The sequence below is a fragment of the Bradyrhizobium sp. USDA 3650 genome, assembly GCF_054057395.1.
Genome location: NZ_JBSRZG010000001.1, coordinates 182,986 through 201,086 on the forward strand (window position 1 = coordinate 182,986; position 18,101 = coordinate 201,086).

Sequence of the window (18,101 nt, forward strand, 5' to 3'; positions counted from 1 at the left end):
CGATCATGGAGTATGAAAATGGCTAAGCGTCTCGATTACGACCGCATCGCACCCGCAGGCATGAAAGCGCTCGGCGGCGTTTACGGCTATGTCATGCAGAGCAATCTTCCTGCAACGCTCGTCACTCTGGTCTATCTGCGCATTTCGCAGATCAACAATTGCGCCTACTGCCTCGACATGCACACGCGCGATCTGCTGAAGAGCGGACAGAAGATCGAAAAGATCGCGCTGGTGCAGGCCTGGGCGGAAGGCGGGCATCTGTTCGACGAGCGGGAGCGTGCCGCCCTTGCATGGGCCGAAACGGTGACCCGCGTGGCCGAAACCGGCATCCCGGATCAAGCTTACGAGGCTGCCCGCGCCGTCTTCGAGGAGCGCGAGCTCGTCGATCTCACCATCGCGATCGGCCTGATGAACGCCTACAATCGCATGGCAATCAGCTTCCGAAATACGCCGCAGGCCGCGAAGGAGGAGATGGCAGCCTGACCGCGGTGCCGGAGGGCAAGAGGGTGGACACATGCCTTCGACTGCGACGGCATGTCTTGAGATCTCAGCGATGCAAGGCAGGAGCTTGATATGACCATCGCAATTTCCGGCGTGAAGATTCCCGACAGCAAGATCGCACGGGAGGCCGCCGAGCTGGTGCGCCAGTACGAAAACGACATGCTGTTCAACCACTCGGTCCGCGTCTTTGTGTTCGGCGCGATCAAGGGACATCGGCAAAATCTAAAATTCGATTCCGAGCTGCTCTACATCGCGGCGCTGTTCCACGATCTCGGACTCGTCGACCATTACCACACGCAGACCAAGCGGTTTGAAGTTGATGGCGCCGATGCCGCCCGCGAATTTCTGAGGGGGCACGGCATCGACGAGCCAAAAGCCGATCTGGTTTGGGAGGCGATCGCGTTACATACGACACCTGGAATTCCACAATACATGCGCCCGGAAATCGCTCTCACGAATGCGGGCGTTTTGGTCGACGTCGTGGGGATTGGCTATGATGAGTACACGCCAGAGCAGCGCGACCAGGTGACCACTGCATTTCCCCGCGGTGATTTCAAGAACGAGTTCCTTCAGATACAAACCTGCTCGGCCTTGAAGAAGCCGCAGACCACATTCGGCACGGTCAATTTCGATTACATCGAAGATCACGATCCCACATTTCACAAGCCGAACGCGTGCACGCGCATTCGCAACACGCCCTGGCAGAGCTGAGCCCCTTCGGCGCGGTGTTCGAGTTTTGCCTCGTTGAACTTACGGCGACGGGGCTGCCGGGAGCGTTACGCCGGCGTTCGGCCGCGGAAGGGCCGGCCACGGGCTCTTCGGAGCCGGCGTCGCCGCCGCGCATGACGCCGCAAGCTGCGGCCACACTGACGTCAGGCCGCTCAAGTCGATGTCGAATCTCGTGATGTCCGCCTTGTCGTCGGGTAACAGCGTGGTTTCGCGGACATGCAGGGAGCGGGACGCCAGTATCGCCTTGACCATGTCGGGATCGATGCTGCCGCGCCAGACCTCATATTTTCCGGCCCGCAACGCAGACCCTCCGGCCGTCTTGTCCGTGTCGGCGTCCGCCGTCACCAGGATGGTGCTTTTGCCGACGGCTGTCTCGTCGATCTCGCCCGCGAATGTCAGCGGCACGCGTTTCCCGCTTTCGCAGGACAGACGCCATTCCATGGGCCGGAACAACGCGCCGTTCTCCTTCTTCAGCATCGCGAACTTGCGGACGAAGGGGCGCGCTTCCTTTTCCAGCTTCCACGCCGTTTCGGCAAGCGAACGCGTGTCGATGTCGAATCGATAGAGCTCGGCGCGCGTCAGCACGTGCAGGTTTTCGAACTTCACCGTCCGGATCAGATCATCAAGCTCGCGGCTGATCCCCATCGCCGCGATGAATGCAGCGCGATCGCGATCGGCCCTCGCCATCCGGCGCTGTCTGTATTCCGCGACCGCCGCCGGAGGCGGATGCCCGTGAAAGGCAAGGACCAGCCTGGAATTATGGACCGCCAGCGCGGCGTCGGGGGCAACCTCACGCGACGTCGCCCCGAGCAACAGGTAACCGCAGGCCGAGTTGCACATCGCATGGTAGGTGGTGAGTTCGGCTTCCACCTCGCCGCCCGCGTTCTTGATCTTCAGGCACGCGGCGTCCACCTGCGTGCCTGCGGCGCACGCCGTCGCGATGCTCCGGCCAACCCGGGCGATCGCCTTGCGGCTGCGCAACAACCGCCCGATGACATAGGACTGCTCCACGTTTCCGCCGGGTGAATAGAGGTAGATCGGACGCTGCGTGTCCTTGACGCCGGTGAGGAAGCGGCGAATGCGCGGCGCAGCGTCCTGGTCGATATCGCCCTCGATGGCGATCCAGCGGTCGCAGCCCGGTCCGCATGCGTCGGGTGGTCCCTTGGCAAGATAGATCGTCAGCCTGGACGCAAATCCAGTCTTCTCGGCCGGCGTCCCTTCGGCATGCAATGCGCCGGGAAGCAACAGCGAGGCCAGGACAAGCAGACGACGGGCGAGCATGAAACGACGGGGACCACGCGCGGTGAAAGGCAGACACTGATGCTACACGACGATCCGCGCAGCCACAACTTGCGGTGGCGTGTCCGCGTGCCTGTCCGCGACGTCTGGATTGGCAATCGGACCGCCAGGTGGGAGCAGGCAGAACGGCATCTCCAAGGGGGCGGCGATGGCGGGAACCTAAATGCCATCATGCGGTTATCGCGCAGACAATTTGCGCGACCGTCTGCATCACTCGAAGTTCAGGCGGGCTACCTGTGGTCGAAGCTAACAGCAGCGGGACGATCAAACAGCTGGTCCATCGTGGAGCCAGGAAAGTGGCAGGGGAAGACCAATGACGACAGCGACCGGGGTCCGCTCGGCCGATCGCAATTCCGTCTTAGCCACACTCGGCGACTACATCCGGGAGATCAGCAATCCCGACGATCTCGCCTATGCTGCGGCAGAGCTACTTGGCCGCAGCCTGAACGTCAGCAGGGCGGGCTATGGCACGGTCGACACCTCAGCCGAGACCATCACCATTGTCCGCGACTGGAACGCACCGGGCATCCTGAGCCTCGCAGGCGTGCTGCGCTTCCGCGACTATGGCAGCTACATCGAAGATCTCAAGCGGGGCGAGACCGTCATCTGTGCCGATGCGGAAAAAGATCCTCGTGTCGGCGATCGTGCCGAGGCGCTGGAGGCGATCTCTGCGCGTGCGCTCGTCAACATGCCGATCTCGGAGCCCGACGGGGTCGTGGCGCTGCTGTATTTGAACAATGCCGGGCCGCGCGAATGGAGCCCCGAAGAGCTGGAGCTCATCCGCGATGTTGCCGAGCGGACGCGCACGGCCGTCGAGCGTCGTCGTGCGGAGACGGCCGTGCGGGAGAACGAAGCCCGTCTGCTTTTCCTGGACGCACTCAACAAGGAGACGGCCAGGACTCGCGATGCGGACGGCGTGATGGCGGTCACGACCAAAATGGTCGGCGAGCATCTCGGCGTCTCGAACTGCGCCTATGCCGACATGGACCCGGACCAGGACGGCTTCACGATACGCGGCGATTGGGCCGCGCCCGGCGCAATGCATATCATCGGGCACTACAGTCTGGCCGACTTCGGCAAGAAGGCGGTGCGAGAGTTGGGCGCGGGCAGGCCGCTCATCATCAATGACAATTTAAGGGAGATTGCGCCGGACGAAGCCGCCACTTTCCAGAACATCGGGATCGGTTCGACGATCTGCATGCCCTTGGTGAAAGAAGGGCGACTGACCGCCCTGATGGCGATTCATCACCGCGGCCCGCACCAGTGGACGCCGCGCGAACTCGCCTTGCTCACCGAAGTGACCGAGCGATCGTGGGCCCACATCGAGCGCGTCCGATCGGAACAGGCGGCGCGGGAGTCCGCCGAACGCCTGACGCTTGCCAACAAGGCGGCCGGTATCGGCACCTGGGACTACGACCCGGTCAACAACGTCCTTCGATGGGATAGCCGCTGCAGGGAGGTGTTCGGTTTACCGGCCGATGCCGAAGTCAGCTATGAAGGGTCGTTCCTGAAGGGCCTTCATCCCGAGGACAGGCAGCGCGCCCACGAGGCCGTGTCCGCAGCCCTGACGCCGCACGCGCCGACAAGCTACAATATGGAATACCGAACCATCGGCATCGAGGATGGGGTCGAGCGCTGGATCGCCGCGACCGGTCAAGCCATCTTCGTCAACGGCCAGGCTGTTCGGTTCATCGGAACGGTTCTGGATATCACCGCGCAAAAGAAAACCGAGCGTCATCTCAGACTACTGAATGATACCGGGGCCTCGGTGTCTCGCGAGCGCGATCTCGAGAAGATCGTCCAGATCGTCACGGATGCCGGCGTCGAGCTGACTGGCGCTCAGTTCGGGGCCTTCTTCTACAATGTCGTTGCGCCGGATGGCGGCAGCTACATGCTGTATTCGCTGTCCGGTGTGCCGCGGTCCGCTTTCGAGAACTTCCCGATGCCACGCAACACCGCCGTGTTCGAGCCGACGTTCAAGGGCACGGGTGCGATGAGGTCCGACGACATCCTGCAGGACCCGCGCTACGGCAAAAACGCGCCACGGAAAGGCATGCCGGAGGGTCATCTTCCGGTCCGATCCTACCTGGCGGTCCCCGTGACCTCGCGAACCGGCGAAGTCCTCGGCGGACTTTTCTTCGGTCACGCCGAGACCGGTAAATTCCAGGCAGAGCATGAGGCCGCCTTGCTTGGGATTGCCGGCCATGCTGCCACCGCTATCGACAACGCCCAGCTCTTGACCCGGCTCGAAGCGCTCAATGCCGGATTGGAGCAACGTGTTGCCGACGAAATTGCCGAGCGCATGAAAGCCGAAGAGCAACTGCGGCAATCCCAGAAGATGGAAGCCGTCGGGCAATTGACCGGGGGTATTGCCCACGACTTCAACAATATGCTGGCCGTGATTCTCGGCAGCCTGAATCTTGCCAAGCGGCGGCTCGGCAGGGGAGAGGTCAGCATAGACCGCTTCATCGAGGGCGCCATCGACGGTGCAAATCGCGCAGCCACGTTGACGCAGAGGCTGCTCGCGTTCTCGCGCCAACAGCCGCTCGCGCCTGAGGTCGTGGACATCAACAAGATGGTCGGCGGGATGAGCGAGCTGCTCGAGCGGTCACTTGGCGAGCTGATCCGCCTCGAAACGGTGCTGGCGGATGGCCTTTGGCGGGTCAAGGCAGACCCGGCCCAGCTTGAAAGCGCCATGATCAATCTCGCGGTCAATGCGCGCGATGCCATGCCAAAGGGCGGCAGGCTGACGATAGAAACCAGCAACGCCTCGATCGACCGGAAATATGCTCGCGAGTACGCACTCGCACCCGGGCAGTACGTTCTCGTGGCCGTGACGGACAACGGCACGGGAATTCCGGCCGATGTGCTGGGCAAGGTGTTCGATCCGTTTTTCACGACCAAGGTCGTGGGCAAGGGCACCGGCCTCGGCCTTAGCCAAGTCTATGGTTTCGTGCGGCAGTCGGGCGGCCATGTCAAAATTGACTCGGAAGTCGACGTTGGCACGACCGTGAAGATCTACCTTCCACGCTTCGCCGGCGAGGAGGCGGGCTCAGATCTGTCGCAGGAAGCGATACCCGCCGGTGCAAGCCATCAGAACGAAACCATTCTCGTCGTGGAAGACGACGAGCGAGTCCGCAGCATGTCGTCCGAAAGCCTGCGCGAACTCGGCTACACCGTCATCGAGGCAGGCAGTGCCAAAGAGGCGATCAGGACAATCGAAAATGGTTTCGTTCCGGATCTGCTGTTCACGGACGTCGTCATGCCCGACATGACCGGCGCCGAGCTTGCGGCCGAGCTCTCGAAACGATACCCGGCTCTGAAGGTGCTGTTCACCACCGGCTACACGCGTAACGCAATCGTTCACAATGGCGTGCTCGATGCAGGCAGGCATCTGCTTCCGAAACCCTTCGCTATCGAAGACCTCGCCGCCAAGGTCCGCAGCTTGCTCGACGAGATCTGAACGCGGCTTGGAAACGATCTCTTCCGTTTGCAAGCCGCCGTAACAAGAGCTATGTCCCGGCTTTCGGAAGAGCATGACATGACAATCTCGGATGACGAGGACCTCGCGCGCCTGAAAGAGATCGGGCGCATCGTCGCCAATATCCTGGAGGCAATGGGGAAGGCGCTCGAGCCGGGCATGACCACCTCCGAGCTCGACCGGATCGGGCGAACCCTGCTGGAGGCTGCCGGCGCACGTTCGGCTCCGGAGCTGGCCTACGACTTTCCGGGCGCGACCTGCATCAGCGTGAACGAGGAGATCGCTCATGGCATCCCGGGCGATCGGCGGATCGCGCGTGGGGACCTCGTGAACATCGACGTGTCAGCCGAGAAGAACGGCTTCTTTGCGGATACGGGAGCGTCGTTCGCCGTTCCGCCCGCAACCCGAGCGGTCGAACGTCTTTGCAGAGATGGCCGGCGCGCGATGTGGACCGGCCTGCAGCAGGTTGGAGCCGGCAAACCGATTGCCGGTATCGGTCAAGCCATCGGGACTTTTGCGCGGAAGAACGGCTACAGCCTGGTCAGGAACCTTGCCAGCCACGGCGTCGGCCTGTCGCTCCACGAGGAGCCGACGGAGATCGCAACGTGGCCCGACCGCTCCGAACGCCGCGTCATGAGCGAAGGCCTGGTGTTCACCGTCGAGCCGTTCCTGTCTCTTGGCGCCGAATGGGCACAGGATGGCGACGATCCGTGGACGCTCTACAGCAGCCCCGAGGCGCCGACCGTTCAATACGAGCACACGGTGATCGCCACGCGAAGCGGACCGTTGATCGTGACGATGGCTGGATAAGGAGGCCTCCTCAAGCCACCGGATCTCGGGCAGCATCCGAACGGCTTCGATCATCCGGCGCCAGCGGCGGTGCACGTCTCGCCGGAGGATTCTCCGATGGGGCGGTCTTGCTTCCTGAGCTGATATCGACCGGAACAGATCTGGCGTCGCGATAGGCGACGATCCAGATCAGGAAACCCAGAACCGCCAGCGCGGCGCCAACGGGGCCCGTGGAGGTCCAGCCCAGCCCCTCGCGAATGGCGATGCCGCCGAGGAACGGGCCGAGCGCATTGGCGGTGTTGAACGCCGAATGGTTGAGTGCGGCGGCGAGCGCCTGCGCGTCGCCGGCGACGTCCATCAGCCGCGTCTGGAGGATGGCTCCGAGCGAGACGCCGGCGCCGATGGCGAAGACGTCTGCCGCCAGCGCCCAGGGATTGCCGGCGGCGAGCGGAAACACTGAGAGGGCGACCGCTGAGAACAGCAGGATGCCTCCCGCCGTCGGCATCAGCGCGCGGTCGGCAAAGCGCGGCACGAACAGATTGCCGAGCGTCGCGCCGATGCCAAACACGGCCAGAAAAACTGGTATGAGCGCGGGGCTGACCTTGGTCACCTCGATCAGCGTCGTCGCGAGATAAGTGTAGACGGCGAACATGCCGCCGAAGCCGATGGCGCCGATTGCCAGCGTGATCCAGACGCGGCCGCTTCGCAGCGCGCCGAGCTCTCGCAGCGGATCGGACCGGCCAGCCTTGTCGCGCGGCGCGAACAAGGCGCACAGCAGCACCGTGAGCAACGCCAGCACCGACACGAGGCCGAAGCTCGCGCGCCAGCCGATCGCCTGCCCAATCAGATTGGCCAGCGGCACACCGATGATGGTGGCGCCGGTCAAGCCGAGCATCACCTGGCCGATCGCCTGCGAGCGACGATGTTGAGGGACCAGCGAGGCTGCGACCAGCGCGGCGATGCCGAAATAGGCGCCATGCGGCAATCCCGAGAGAAAACGCGCCGCGATCATTGAGCCAAAGCCGGGCGCCAGCGCGGTGAGGGCATTGCCGAGCGCGAACACGGCCATCAGGATCAACAGCTGCGCGCGCCGCGCCAACCGTGCGCCAAGCACAGCGATCAGCGGCGCGCCCAGCACGACGCCGAGCGCGTAGGCGCTGATCGCATGTCCGGCGGTCGGCTCGTCGACCCCGAGGTCGGCGGCGAAAAACGGCAACAGGCTCATCGATGCGAATTCGGTGGTCCCGATCGCAAAGCCGCCCATCGCGAGCGAGAACAGGACGATGGCGAGATGAGGGGGCGTGGATGCCGCGGTCGCGCGCGGCGAGGTCGCTTGCTGTGATGTCGCTGGCTGCGATGTCGTCATGTGTCCTGCAATGGTGGCGTCAACGGGAACCAGCCCAGCGAACGTCGCCACCCCTGCAAGATTTCTCCGTCGTACTTAAACCCGGATCGGTCGGCGTCAACACTGCAATCTCAACGCAGGGCAGGCCGCATATCAGCGTCCCGATTTAGTTGACCCGCCGCGGGCGGCGAGGGGGTTTCTTCTGCGCAAAATACGGGTTGGCCACGCACGTCGCCGACCGACCGACGGCCAAAAATCTGCACTGCTCGAGCGAGGCGTAGCGGCAATCGAAATAGCCGACGGGTCCGTAGATCTGCATACAGACCGGATAGCTCGGATCGTAGGTCTGCGCGTGCGCAGGCGCGCCCGCGAGGAGCAGGCCGATGGCGAGGAGCGCGAGACGAGCGCGACGCATCTCAACGCGGCACGTAGTAACCGGGTGAATAGCCGGGCACCTGCGCGCGCGGCCTGTTCTGATATGCATAGGGATCGTCGCTCTGGCCTGCGAAATACGGGTTCGCGATGCAGGTGAGGGCGCGGCCCGATGAACTCGCCTGGCACTGCGCGTAAGTATCGAACGTGCAATTGCTCAGCCCCGGCCATTCATCGCCGGTCAGGCAGAAGGCATGGTGGGTCCCGAACGCGTGCGCAGGCACGCTTGCACTGAGGGTGAACCCAAATGTGGCGAGGGCAAGCGAAAATGTGGCGACAATGGGGAGAGCAATTCGTCTGCGCATTCAATTCTCCAATCACGCGAACGTGCACGCGACGTTGTCACGCGCACGCGTCGCAGATGTCGTGTAGCCGACGATGGAACTCATGAAAACCCTTGTTCCAAAGGGCTTCCCGCGCGCGCTGGTAAATCTTCATTAATGAAGCGCGATCCTTTGGCGCGGACTGTGGCGTCGAGGTTACAGCAATTCCGTCGAGCGCTGTTATGACGACGCCACGGCCCGGGGGCCTAACGACGAAACTGGAACGGGAATCAAATGAACAAGAATCTGTTGCTTGCTGCTGTGAGCCTTGTCGCGCTCGGCGCGGCTGCACCGGCGGTGGCTGCTGACCTCGCTGCGCGGCCTTACACCAAGGCGCCGGCGATGGTTGCCGCGATCTACGACTGGAGCGGCTTCTACATCGGCGTCAACGGCGGCGGCGGTTCCGCCCACTCGACCTGGGATCTCGTCGGCGGTGGCCGCGAGGGTTCGCACGATGCGACCGGCGGCACGGTCGGCGGTCAGATCGGCTACCGCATGCAGTCGGGCCAGTGGGTGTTCGGCATCGAAGGTCAGGGCAACTGGGCTGACTTCTCGGGCGACAACGTCAGCGCGCTGTTCGCGACCCGCAACCGTTCCAAGATCGACTCGTTCGGTCTGATCACCGGTCAGATCGGCTACGCCTGGAACAACGTCCTCGTTTACGCCAAGGGCGGTGCGGCTGTCGCCGGCAGCAAGTATGAAGTCTCGACCTTGGGCGGCGCCCTGCTGTCCTCGAACGATCAGACCCGTTGGGGTGGCACGATCGGTGCCGGCCTCGAGTACGGTTTCGCCCCGAACTGGTCGGTTGGCGTCGAGTACAACCACATCTTCCTGCAGGACAAGAACGTCACGTTCGCGCTGGTGCCCTCGACCGATCGCATCCGTCAGGACGTCGACATGGGTCTCGTCCGCCTGAACTACAAGTTCGGCGGCCCGAGCCTCGGCCGCTACTGAGTAGAAGCCTGATATCGATCGCTCGACTTCGAGCGGTCGGCGAAAGCCCCGGCCATTGGCCGGGGCTTTTTTGTTGTTCAAGTTCAGCGGGTTAACCATTCGGTTTCGAGGCGGCGAAGATGGCTTGACTCCTGAGAACGAAATGAGAACAATGTTCTTCATACGTTCTCGCCATGGAGCAGGCCATGTTCAGGATTTTCGTCGAAGAAGCCGCCGCGCTAGCATCGATCGCGCTGTTTGTCGGGATGATCGCGATCTGGGCCCAGGTGCTCCCGCAGCTCTAGGCGCGAGCCCAGGTTGGGGAAAAGCAGGACGAGGCGGCTGATCGGCCGCTCCGGCGTGGACTCTGGCAGCGTGGCGCCCCACCATTGTGAGGCGAGTCGGCCAGGCGAGTGCAGGATGCCTCCGGTGCCGGCGACCGCTCCATCTCATCTGCAAGAGGCCGTCACGCGACCATGCCGAGCGCCGGATTTGTCCACCTTCACGTTCACTCGGCCTATTCGCTGCTCAAGGGCTCGATCAAGATCGCCAAGCTCGCCGAGCTAGCGAAGAAAGACCATCAGCCGGCGCTGGCGCTGACCGACACCGACAACATGTTCGGTGCGCTGGAGTTCTCCGACAAGATGGCGGGCTCCGGTATCCAGCCGATCGTGGGCTGCGAGATCGCGATCGAGTTCGGCGACCAGGATCCCACTGCGCGCAACGTGCTGCTGCCCTCGCGCGTGGTGCTGCTGGCCGCGCAGGAGCGCGGCTATCGCAGCCTGATGCGGCTGAACTCGCGCGCGTTCATGGAGACGCCCGACACTCATGCTCCCCACATCAAGTTCGACTGGCTCGAAGGCGAGACCGAAGGCCTGATCGCGCTGACGGGCGGTCCGGACGGGCCGATCTCGCTGGCGCTTGCCGGTGGTTATAGCGAGCTCGCGGCGACGCGCTGCGAGCGTCTGGCCAGCCTGTTCGGGGACCGCCTCTACATCGAATTGCAGCGCCACAACACCGAGAAGGAGCGGCGGGTCGAAAGCAGCCTGATCGACATCGCCTACACCAAGGGCCTGCCGCTGGTTGCGACCAACGAGCCGTATTTCGCCGCGAGCGACGATTACGAAGCCCATGACGCGCTGCTCTGCATCGCCGGCGGGCGGCTGATCGCGGAGACCGAGCGCGAGCAGCTCACGCCCGATCATCGCTTCAAGACACGCGCCGAGATGGCGGTGCTGTTCGCCGACACTCCGGAGGCGCTGGCCTCGACGGTGGAGATCGCCGAGCGCTGCTCGTTCCGACCGATGACGCGCAAGCCGATCCTGCCGTTCTTCACGGTCGGCGCTGCCGCAAGCTCCGATGCCGCCTCTGTCGAGGCGGCCGAATTGAAGCGGCAGGCAGAGGAGGGGCTCGCCAACCGCCTGCGCGTGCACGGGCTGTCGCAAGGCACGACGGAAGAAGATTACAACGCGCGGCTTGCGTTCGAGCTCGACGTCATCATGCGCATGAAATACGCGGGCTACTTCCTGATCGTCTCCGACTTCATCAAATGGGCGAAGGGGCAGGGCATCCCGGTCGGGCCGGGCCGCGGCTCCGGCGCAGGCTCGCTGGTTGCGTGGGCGCTGACCATCACCGACCTCGACCCGATCAAGTTCGGCCTGCTGTTCGAGCGCTTCCTCAATCCGGAACGCGTCTCGATGCCGGACTTCGACATCGACTTCTGCCAGGATCGCCGCGGCGAGGTGATCAGGTATGTCCAGGAGCGCTACGGCCGCGACCAGGTCGCGCAGATCATCACCTTTGGTACGCTGCAGGCGCGCGGCGTGCTGCGCGACGTCGGCCGCGTGCTGCAGATGCCCTATGGCCAGGTCGACAAGCTCACAAAACTCGTGCCGCAGAATCCGGCCGCGCCGGTGACACTGGCCGCCGCGATCGAGAGCGAACCGAAGCTCCAGGCATTCCGCGACGAGGACCCGGTGGTGGCGCGCGCCTTCGACATCGCGCAGCGCCTCGAAGGCCTGACCCGCCACGCCTCGACGCATGCCGCCGGCATCGTGATCGGCGATCGGCCGCTGAGCGAACTCGTGCCGATGTATCGCGATCCCAAATCCGACATGCCGGTGACCCAGTTCAACATGAAATGGGTCGAGCCGGCCGGCCTCGTGAAATTCGACTTCCTCGGCCTGAAGACGCTGACCGTGCTCGACGTCGCGTGCAAACTGCTCAAGCCGCGCGACATCCATGTCGACCTCGCGACGCTGCCGATCGACGATGCCGAAAGCTACCAGATGCTGGCGCGCGGCGAGGTGGTCGGCGTGTTCCAGGTTGAAAGCCAGGGCATGCGGCGCGCGCTGGTCGACATGCGCCCCGACCGTTTCGAGGACATCATCGCGCTGGTCGCGCTCTATCGACCGGGTCCGATGGCGAACATCCCGACCTATTGCGCGCGAAAGCACGGCGACGAGGAGCCGGAATATCTCCACCCCGTGCTGGAGCCGATTCTCAAGGAGACCTTCGGCGTCATCATCTACCAGGAACAGGTGATGCAGATCGCGCAGGTGATGTCGGGCTATTCGCTCGGCGACGCCGACCTGCTGCGCCGCGCCATGGGCAAGAAGATCCGCGCCGAGATGGAGAAGCAGCGCGAGATCTTCGTCGCCGGCGCAGTGAAGAACGGCGTGCCGAAGGGGCAGGCCGATACCATCTTCGAGCTGCTGGCGAAATTCGCCGACTACGGCTTCAACAAGAGCCACGCGGCCGCCTATGCGCTGGTGTCCTACCACACCGCCTACATGAAGGCGCATTACCCGGTGGAGTTCATCGCGGCGTCGATGACGCTCGATCTCAACAATACCGACAAGCTCTCCGAATTCCGCGCCGAGGCGCAGCGCCTCGGCATCAAGGTCGAGCCGCCCAACGTCAACCGCTCCGGCGCGACTTTTGAGGTCGGCGACAAGACCATCTACTACGCGCTCGCGGCGCTGAAGGGCGTCGGCATTGCGGCCGTCGAGCAGATCATCGCGGAGCGGACCAAAAACGGCTTGTTCACCTCGCTCGCCGACTTTGCCGCGCGGGTGTCGCCGCGCGCGATCAACAAGCGCATCATCGAAAGCCTCGCCGCCGCGGGCGCCTTCGACACGCTGGAGCCGAACCGGGCGCGGGTCTTCGCCGGCGCCGACTCGATTCTCGCCGCGTGCCAGCGGGCGAACGAAGCTGCAACCATTGGCCAGAACGACATGTTCGGCAGCTCGGCCGACGCGCCGACCATCATGCTGCCGCAGATCGAGCCCTGGTTGCCGGCCGAGCGGCTGCGCCGTGAATATGACGCGATCGGCTTCTTCCTGTCGGGACATCCGCTCGACGATTACGCCACCGTGCTGAAGCGGCTGCGCGTACAGTCCTGGGCCGAGTTCTCGCGCGCGGTGAAGACCGGCGCCACGGCAGGCAAGGTCGCGGCCACCGTGGTGTCGCGCATGGAGCGGCGCACCAAGACCGGCAACAAGATGGGCATCATGGGGCTCTCTGATCCCACGGGTCACTTCGAGGCGGTGCTGTTCTCCGAAGGCCTCGCGCAATATCGCGACGTGCTGGAGCCGGGCGCCGCGGTGCTGCTCCAGCTCGGGGCCGAGCTCCAGGGCGAGGACGTCCGCGCGCGCGTGCTCCACGCCGAGCCGCTGGACGAGGCCGCGGCCAAGACCCAGAAGGGCCTGCGCATCTTCGTGCGCGACACCAAGCCGCTGGAATCGATCGCCAAGCGTCTCGCCGGTCCCGACATGGCCGCTTCGAACGGGCCCGTGCCGAAGGTCGGCAGTCCCGGCACCGCGCCCCGCTCCAACGGCGACGGCGAGGTCTCGCTGGTCATGATGCTCGACCTCGAGACCGAGGTCGAGATGAAGCTGCCCGGCCGCTTCAAGGTCTCGCCGCAGATCGCCGGCGCCATCAAGGCGGTCGCCGGCGTCGTCGACGTGCAGCAGCTCTAGCAACACGCACCGTGTTGCAGGCGGCTGCATCTTTTGCGCGGGTGATGCTGCGGCCCTGTTGCAACCTGTCGCTGATTTTGATTAGCATGCGCTCGGGGAAAATCTGGGGGCGTGATGCTATTGCGTGGGCTGGTATTGCTCGTGGCTGCGGCACTGCTGTGCGGCTGTGAGACGGCGAGGAGCGGGCTCGGATATTCGGAGACGGTACGAAAGCTGGGTCCGCCGAAAGCCGGGCAGGCCCGCGTCGTCGTGTTTCGCGAGAAAGGATTCGGCGGCATCGGCGATCCGGACTGGGAATTTTCCCTCGACGGTACGCCGATCAAGGGCCTGAAGACCGGGACATATGTCTATGTCGATCGCCCGGCAGGCCAGCACCAGTTCGTAGCAGAGGAAGCGGCGCTCGGCGTCACGCGCGTGGACTTCTCGGCTCAGTCGGGCCAGACCGTGTTCTTCGTAGCGCGCTTCAGTGAGCGCAAGAGCGCCATGATCGCGAACGCGAGCACCGGGCTGCTGGGCTGGGGTCTCACGCTTGCGATGACGTCCGGCTATAAGAATCAGGGACCTCTGGATTTCCTGCCCTTGGATGAACCGGCCGCCAGGACGACGATCGCAGAGCTTCGGTTGGCGCAATAGCCCCGCGCGAATTCGGTCCCGCCCGCACCGTCATTTGTGGTGTCGTCACAGCGTTGCGGCTATGATCGCCGTGAGGCCGTTGGTACACCGCGCCGGGGAGGGACGAGACATGTGCGACAAGTGCAATGAATCCCCACATGAGAGGATCGCGCCGTCGCGGCGGTCCGCGATGTTGTTGGGCGCCTCCGCGCTCGGCCTCGCCCTGACCGGCAGGACCTTCGCCAAGGAGACGAAAACGCCGCCCAAGCCGCAGAACGTGCTGTCGCCCGACGCATCATTGAAGCGCCTGACGGAAGGCAATGCGCGCTATGTCGACGGCGTGTCGCGGCGGCACGATTTCAAGCACGAGCGCGAGGCGCTGGTCGGCGGACAGAATCCGTTCGCGGCCGTGCTGAGCTGTGCCGATTCGCGCATCGCGCCGGAATATGCCTTCGATACCGGCCGCGGCGATCTGTTCGTTTGCCGCGTCGCCGGAAATTTTGCCGGCACCGAAACCGTCGCCAGCATGGAATACGCGGTGGCCGTGCTGAATACGCCGCTGATCCTCGTGCTCGGCCATGACGCTTGCGGTGCGGTCGATGCCACGCTGAAGGCGATCAAGGACAACAAGCCGCCGCCGGGCCATATTCCCTCGCTGGTCGATGCGATCGCGCCCGCCGCCAAGGCTGCGATGCAGCAGGGTGGGGACGTCCTCGACAAGGCGATCCGGCAGAACGTCATCGACAACGTCGCGAAGCTGAAATCGGCAACGCCGATCCTCAATGCGGCGGTGGAGCAGGGCAAGCTGAAGGTCGTCGGCGGCATCTATCGGCTCACGACGGGAACGGTCGACCTGATTGCGCAGGGCTGAACCGGCTGACTTCGCCTCGCGCCGGTGCGTCGCCGCGTCACTTACGCGAAGCTGACACCGGAGCGGGGTGGCCATGCCGCCGCCTCAATCCAAGCCTTCGTTATTTGGAAGCCTTTCGTTCAAGTGCCATTCAGCTGGCCGCGCGTCTGATGCGTGGCGGCACCTCAACAACAAAAACGGGCAAGCAAGCCATGCGTGGGACGCTCAGAGCCTTCATTTGCCTTCTCCTGCCGATCGCGGTCCTTGCCGCGGGCGCGCCGGATCCGGCGCGTGCGCAGCAGCAGGAAAAGCGTATCGCGCTCGTGGTCGGCAACGGCGCCTATTCCAAGTCGCCGCTGGCGACGACGGCAAACGATGCCGGCCTGATCGCGCAGACGCTGCAGGCGGCGGGCTTCGACGTCGTCGGCGCCCGCGACCTCGACGGCGACACGCTGCGCAAGAGCTTTCGCGATTTCATCCAGAAGGCGCAGGCCTCAGGCCCGGGCACCGTCGCGATGGTCTATCTCGCCGGCTATGGCGTGCAGCTTGCGGGTGAGAACTACTTCATCCCGGTCGATTCCAACATCACCCGCGACACCGACATTCCGACCGAAGGCCTGCGCATCGGCGACTATCTCCGCCAGCTGGCTTCCGTTCCGCTCAAGGCCAACATCGTCGTGCTCGACGCCGCGCGGGCGCAGCCCTTCGTGGAGGGCGGCCAGCAGATCGCGAGCGGACTTGCGCTGGTCGAGCCCGAGGCCAACATGCTGATCGCGTTCAACGCCGCGCCCGGCACGGTGGCGCCCGAGGAGCCCGGACCTTACGGCATCTATGCACAGTCGCTGGCGGAGATGATCCGCACCGGCGGCCTGCCGCTGCCCGAGGTGTTCGACCGCGTTCGCCTGCGCGTCAACGAGGCCAGCAAGGGCGCGCAAGTGCCCTGGAACGAGCAGAAGATTTCCGCCCAATTCTCGTTCTTCGAGCGCGGGCCCGACGCGCCGCCGCCTGAGGCCGCACCCGACCAGGTCGCCGCGATCCGCAACAAGCCGATCCGCGATCTCGGCGTGCAGGATGCCTATGCCGCCGCGCTCACGCGCGACACGCTGCCGGCCTATGAAGAGTTTCTCACCGCCTATCCCGGCGACCCGCTGTCGAAGCGCGTGATGGCGATCGTCGCGGCGCGCCGTGAGGCCATCACCTGGCGGCGAACCTATCGTACCGACACGCCGGAAGCCTATTGGTCGTATCTGCGTCGCTATTCGCGCGGTCCGCATGCGGCAGATGCGCGCCGGCGCCTGGCGATTCTCACCGCGCCGGCCGAGCCGCCGCCGAGCTTCGCGATGATCGACTACGACGTGCCGCCACCGCCGCCGGAGGAGGTGGTCTATGTCGACCGTCCTGTGCTGTATTTCAGCGATCCGGATTTTGGCTTCGCGCCGCCACCGCCGCCGCCGGTCTACTATCTGCCGCCGCCGCCGCCGGATTTCGTCGTGCTGTCGCCGCCGATGCCGGTGATCGGCCTGTTCGTGCTGCCGCAGCCGATGTTCGTGCCGATTCCTGTGTTCGTCAGGCCGCCGCTCTATGTCGCACCCCCGCCGAACAACATCATCTATCAGAACATCCATAATAGGACGGTCATCAACACGGTGATCAACCAGCCGCCGGCACCGCCGGCGGCGGCGGGTGCGGGTACCGGAGCGGGACCGGGCAATCTCACGCCGACCATTGCCGGGCGCACCAATCCGGCTAGTCCAGCCATGCCGCAGGCGGTCGTGCAGCGCGCCGCCCTGATTCAGCAGGGCAAGGCGCCGATGCCGCCGAGCGCGACGATGCGGCCGACGGCGAGGCCAGGAACGCCTCCGGCGACGCCCGCCAATGTCGCGCCGACCGGTACGCCATCTCCCACTCCATCTGCCATTCCATCTGCAACGCCACCGGCCAAGCTGCCCCAAGCCAACACGCTGCCGGTTCCCGGCACCCATGGCGGTCCACCTGTCCCGCAAGCGGGAGTTGGGCCACTGCCGGGCGGCAGACCCGGGTTGCCCACGGCCACTGCACCCGGCGCGCCGCTGCCGAACCATTCGGGAGGGCCTGCGGGAGCGCCGACGACTGCTGCTCCCGGCACCACGCCGCCAGCCCATCCCGGTGCGCCGACCGGCGCGTCGGCGACTGCGCCCACGGCGACAAACCCGGCCGCTGTCCCCGGCCAACTGCCGAAGCCGCCGGTGGCCCAGGGCCCGCCCGGGACCGGGCCTGGGGAGCATGGCAAGTCCGCGACACGCGAGCCGGCTGGTTCGCCGCCGGCTGCCCGCACGCCTCCGCCTCCTGGCCCAGTTGGACGACCGGTCACGCCGCCGCCCTCGGCGGCGCGGGAGCCAATCCGGCCGCAGCATCAGCCGACCGCTGCTCCCGCCCAGGCTGCCCGGCCGTCGGCACCACCACCGCGGCCTCAGGCCGTGGCCCGGCCGGCGCCTCCGCCTCCGCCGCGTATTGCGCCGCCGCCACCGCCACGGGCGGCTCCGCCCGTCGCGGTCGCTCGGCCGGCGCCGCCGCCAATGGCGCGACCCGCGCCGCCGCCGCCGGTCGCTCGGCCGGCGCCACCTCCGCCGCCCCGGATGGCCGTCGCGCCACCGCCGCCGCCGCGCCCGGCAGCACCCCCACCGCGTCCTCCGGCTCCGCCGCCGGCGGCAAAGAAGTGCCCGCCGAACCAGCCCAGATGCTAGGCAGGGGCTAGGCCGCAGCGTGGTCTTTACGGAAGGAGGCCTCTCGCGGGCGAAAGCCGCCCCGAAAGGCCCTTATTTCCTTGCTTCTGGTCGAAATCGCGCTA

At 65.1% G+C, this 18,101-nt stretch carries 13 protein-coding genes; 9 read left to right on the top strand and 4 right to left on the bottom strand.

What is annotated here, in order from left to right:
- The first annotated feature begins 18 nt into the window (after positions 1-18).
- Together ACVIN2_RS00900 and ACVIN2_RS00905 are read left to right on the top strand one after the other, a co-directional pair.
- Positions 19-483, top strand: a complete 465-nt coding sequence (locus ACVIN2_RS00900) for a carboxymuconolactone decarboxylase family protein (protein ID WP_354059670.1) — start codon at positions 19-21, stop codon at positions 481-483.
- Positions 484-573: 90 nt separating this feature from the next.
- Positions 574-1,212, top strand: coding sequence for an HD domain-containing protein (locus tag ACVIN2_RS00905; protein WP_456764126.1), 639 nt, complete (start codon positions 574-576; stop codon positions 1,210-1,212).
- Between the two features lie 39 nt (positions 1,213-1,251).
- Here the strand turns inward: ACVIN2_RS00905 and ACVIN2_RS00910 are convergent, their stop codons facing one another.
- Positions 1,252-2,511, bottom strand: a complete 1,260-nt coding sequence (locus ACVIN2_RS00910) for a hypothetical protein (protein ID WP_456764127.1) — start codon at positions 2,509-2,511, stop codon at positions 1,252-1,254.
- 331 nt (positions 2,512-2,842) lie between these two features.
- On the opposite strand from ACVIN2_RS00910, the gene ACVIN2_RS00915 reads away from it, so the two are divergent.
- Together ACVIN2_RS00915 and map are read left to right on the top strand one after the other, a co-directional pair.
- Positions 2,843-5,992: a GAF domain-containing protein gene (locus tag ACVIN2_RS00915; protein WP_456764128.1), complete on the top strand. Its 3,150-nt coding sequence runs from the start codon at positions 2,843-2,845 to the stop codon at positions 5,990-5,992.
- A 78-nt stretch (positions 5,993-6,070) separates the two neighbouring features.
- A complete protein-coding gene (map, locus tag ACVIN2_RS00920) occupies positions 6,071-6,820 on the top strand; it encodes a type I methionyl aminopeptidase (protein ID WP_456764129.1) in 750 nt (249 codons plus the stop codon).
- A gap of 10 nt (positions 6,821-6,830) precedes the next feature.
- On the opposite strand, the gene ACVIN2_RS00925 is transcribed toward map, so the two are convergent.
- The 3 genes from ACVIN2_RS00925 to ACVIN2_RS00935 form a co-directional block, all read right to left on the bottom strand.
- Positions 6,831-8,165, bottom strand: a complete 1,335-nt coding sequence (locus ACVIN2_RS00925) for an MFS transporter (protein WP_456764130.1) — start codon at positions 8,163-8,165, stop codon at positions 6,831-6,833.
- Between the two features lie 145 nt (positions 8,166-8,310).
- On the bottom strand, positions 8,311-8,559 hold the full coding sequence (locus ACVIN2_RS00930) for a DUF3551 domain-containing protein (protein ID WP_456764131.1): 249 nt from the start codon (positions 8,557-8,559) through the stop codon (positions 8,311-8,313).
- Position 8,560: 1 nt separating this feature from the next.
- Complete coding sequence (locus tag ACVIN2_RS00935) at positions 8,561-8,881, bottom strand: DUF3551 domain-containing protein (protein WP_456764132.1); 321 nt, start codon at positions 8,879-8,881, stop codon at positions 8,561-8,563.
- Positions 8,882-9,133: 252 nt separating this feature from the next.
- Between ACVIN2_RS00935 and ACVIN2_RS00940 the strand changes: the two genes are divergently transcribed.
- The 5 genes from ACVIN2_RS00940 to ACVIN2_RS00960 all read left to right on the top strand — a co-directional run bounded on the left by ACVIN2_RS00940 (position 9,134) and on the right by ACVIN2_RS00960 (position 17,997).
- Positions 9,134-9,853, top strand: a complete 720-nt coding sequence (locus ACVIN2_RS00940; protein WP_456764133.1) for an outer membrane protein — start codon at positions 9,134-9,136, stop codon at positions 9,851-9,853.
- Positions 9,854-10,308: 455 nt separating this feature from the next.
- Entirely contained in the window at positions 10,309-13,812 is a 3,504-nt protein-coding gene (gene dnaE / locus ACVIN2_RS00945; RefSeq protein ID WP_456769619.1) for a DNA polymerase III subunit alpha, read from the top strand.
- Between the two features lie 114 nt (positions 13,813-13,926).
- Entirely contained in the window at positions 13,927-14,445 is a 519-nt protein-coding gene (locus tag ACVIN2_RS00950; protein WP_456769620.1) for a hypothetical protein, read from the top strand.
- Positions 14,446-14,554: 109 nt separating this feature from the next.
- Positions 14,555-15,295 carry a carbonic anhydrase gene (locus ACVIN2_RS00955; RefSeq protein WP_456764134.1) on the top strand — a complete coding sequence of 247 codons (741 nt, stop codon included), beginning with the start codon at positions 14,555-14,557 and terminating at the stop codon, positions 15,293-15,295.
- 191 nt (positions 15,296-15,486) lie between these two features.
- Complete coding sequence (locus tag ACVIN2_RS00960; protein ID WP_456764135.1) at positions 15,487-17,997, top strand: caspase family protein; 2,511 nt, start codon at positions 15,487-15,489, stop codon at positions 17,995-17,997.
- The last annotated feature ends 104 nt before the right edge of the window (positions 17,998-18,101 follow it).

Coding starts and splice junctions, on each gene's coding strand:
- ACVIN2_RS00915 (WP_456764128.1), top strand. CDS start 2,843: ATGACGACAGCGACCGGGGTCCGCTCGGCCGATCGCAATTCCGTCTTA.
- ACVIN2_RS00910 (WP_456764127.1), bottom strand. CDS start 2,511: ATGCTCGCCCGTCGTCTGCTTGTCCTGGCCTCGCTGTTGCTTCCCGGC.
- ACVIN2_RS00950 (WP_456769620.1), top strand. CDS start 13,927: ATGCTATTGCGTGGGCTGGTATTGCTCGTGGCTGCGGCACTGCTGTGC.
- ACVIN2_RS00960 (WP_456764135.1), top strand. CDS start 15,487: ATGCGTGGGACGCTCAGAGCCTTCATTTGCCTTCTCCTGCCGATCGCG.
- ACVIN2_RS00905 (WP_456764126.1), top strand. CDS start 574: ATGACCATCGCAATTTCCGGCGTGAAGATTCCCGACAGCAAGATCGCA.
- ACVIN2_RS00925 (WP_456764130.1), bottom strand. CDS start 8,165: ATGACGACATCGCAGCCAGCGACATCACAGCAAGCGACCTCGCCGCGC.
- ACVIN2_RS00935 (WP_456764132.1), bottom strand. CDS start 8,881: ATGCGCAGACGAATTGCTCTCCCCATTGTCGCCACATTTTCGCTTGCC.
- ACVIN2_RS00955 (WP_456764134.1), top strand. CDS start 14,555: ATGTGCGACAAGTGCAATGAATCCCCACATGAGAGGATCGCGCCGTCG.
- ACVIN2_RS00930 (WP_456764131.1), bottom strand. CDS start 8,559: ATGCGTCGCGCTCGTCTCGCGCTCCTCGCCATCGGCCTGCTCCTCGCG.
- map (WP_456764129.1), top strand. CDS start 6,071: ATGACAATCTCGGATGACGAGGACCTCGCGCGCCTGAAAGAGATCGGG.
- dnaE (WP_456769619.1), top strand. CDS start 10,309: ATGCCGAGCGCCGGATTTGTCCACCTTCACGTTCACTCGGCCTATTCG.
- ACVIN2_RS00900 (WP_354059670.1), top strand. CDS start 19: ATGGCTAAGCGTCTCGATTACGACCGCATCGCACCCGCAGGCATGAAA.
- ACVIN2_RS00940 (WP_456764133.1), top strand. CDS start 9,134: ATGAACAAGAATCTGTTGCTTGCTGCTGTGAGCCTTGTCGCGCTCGGC.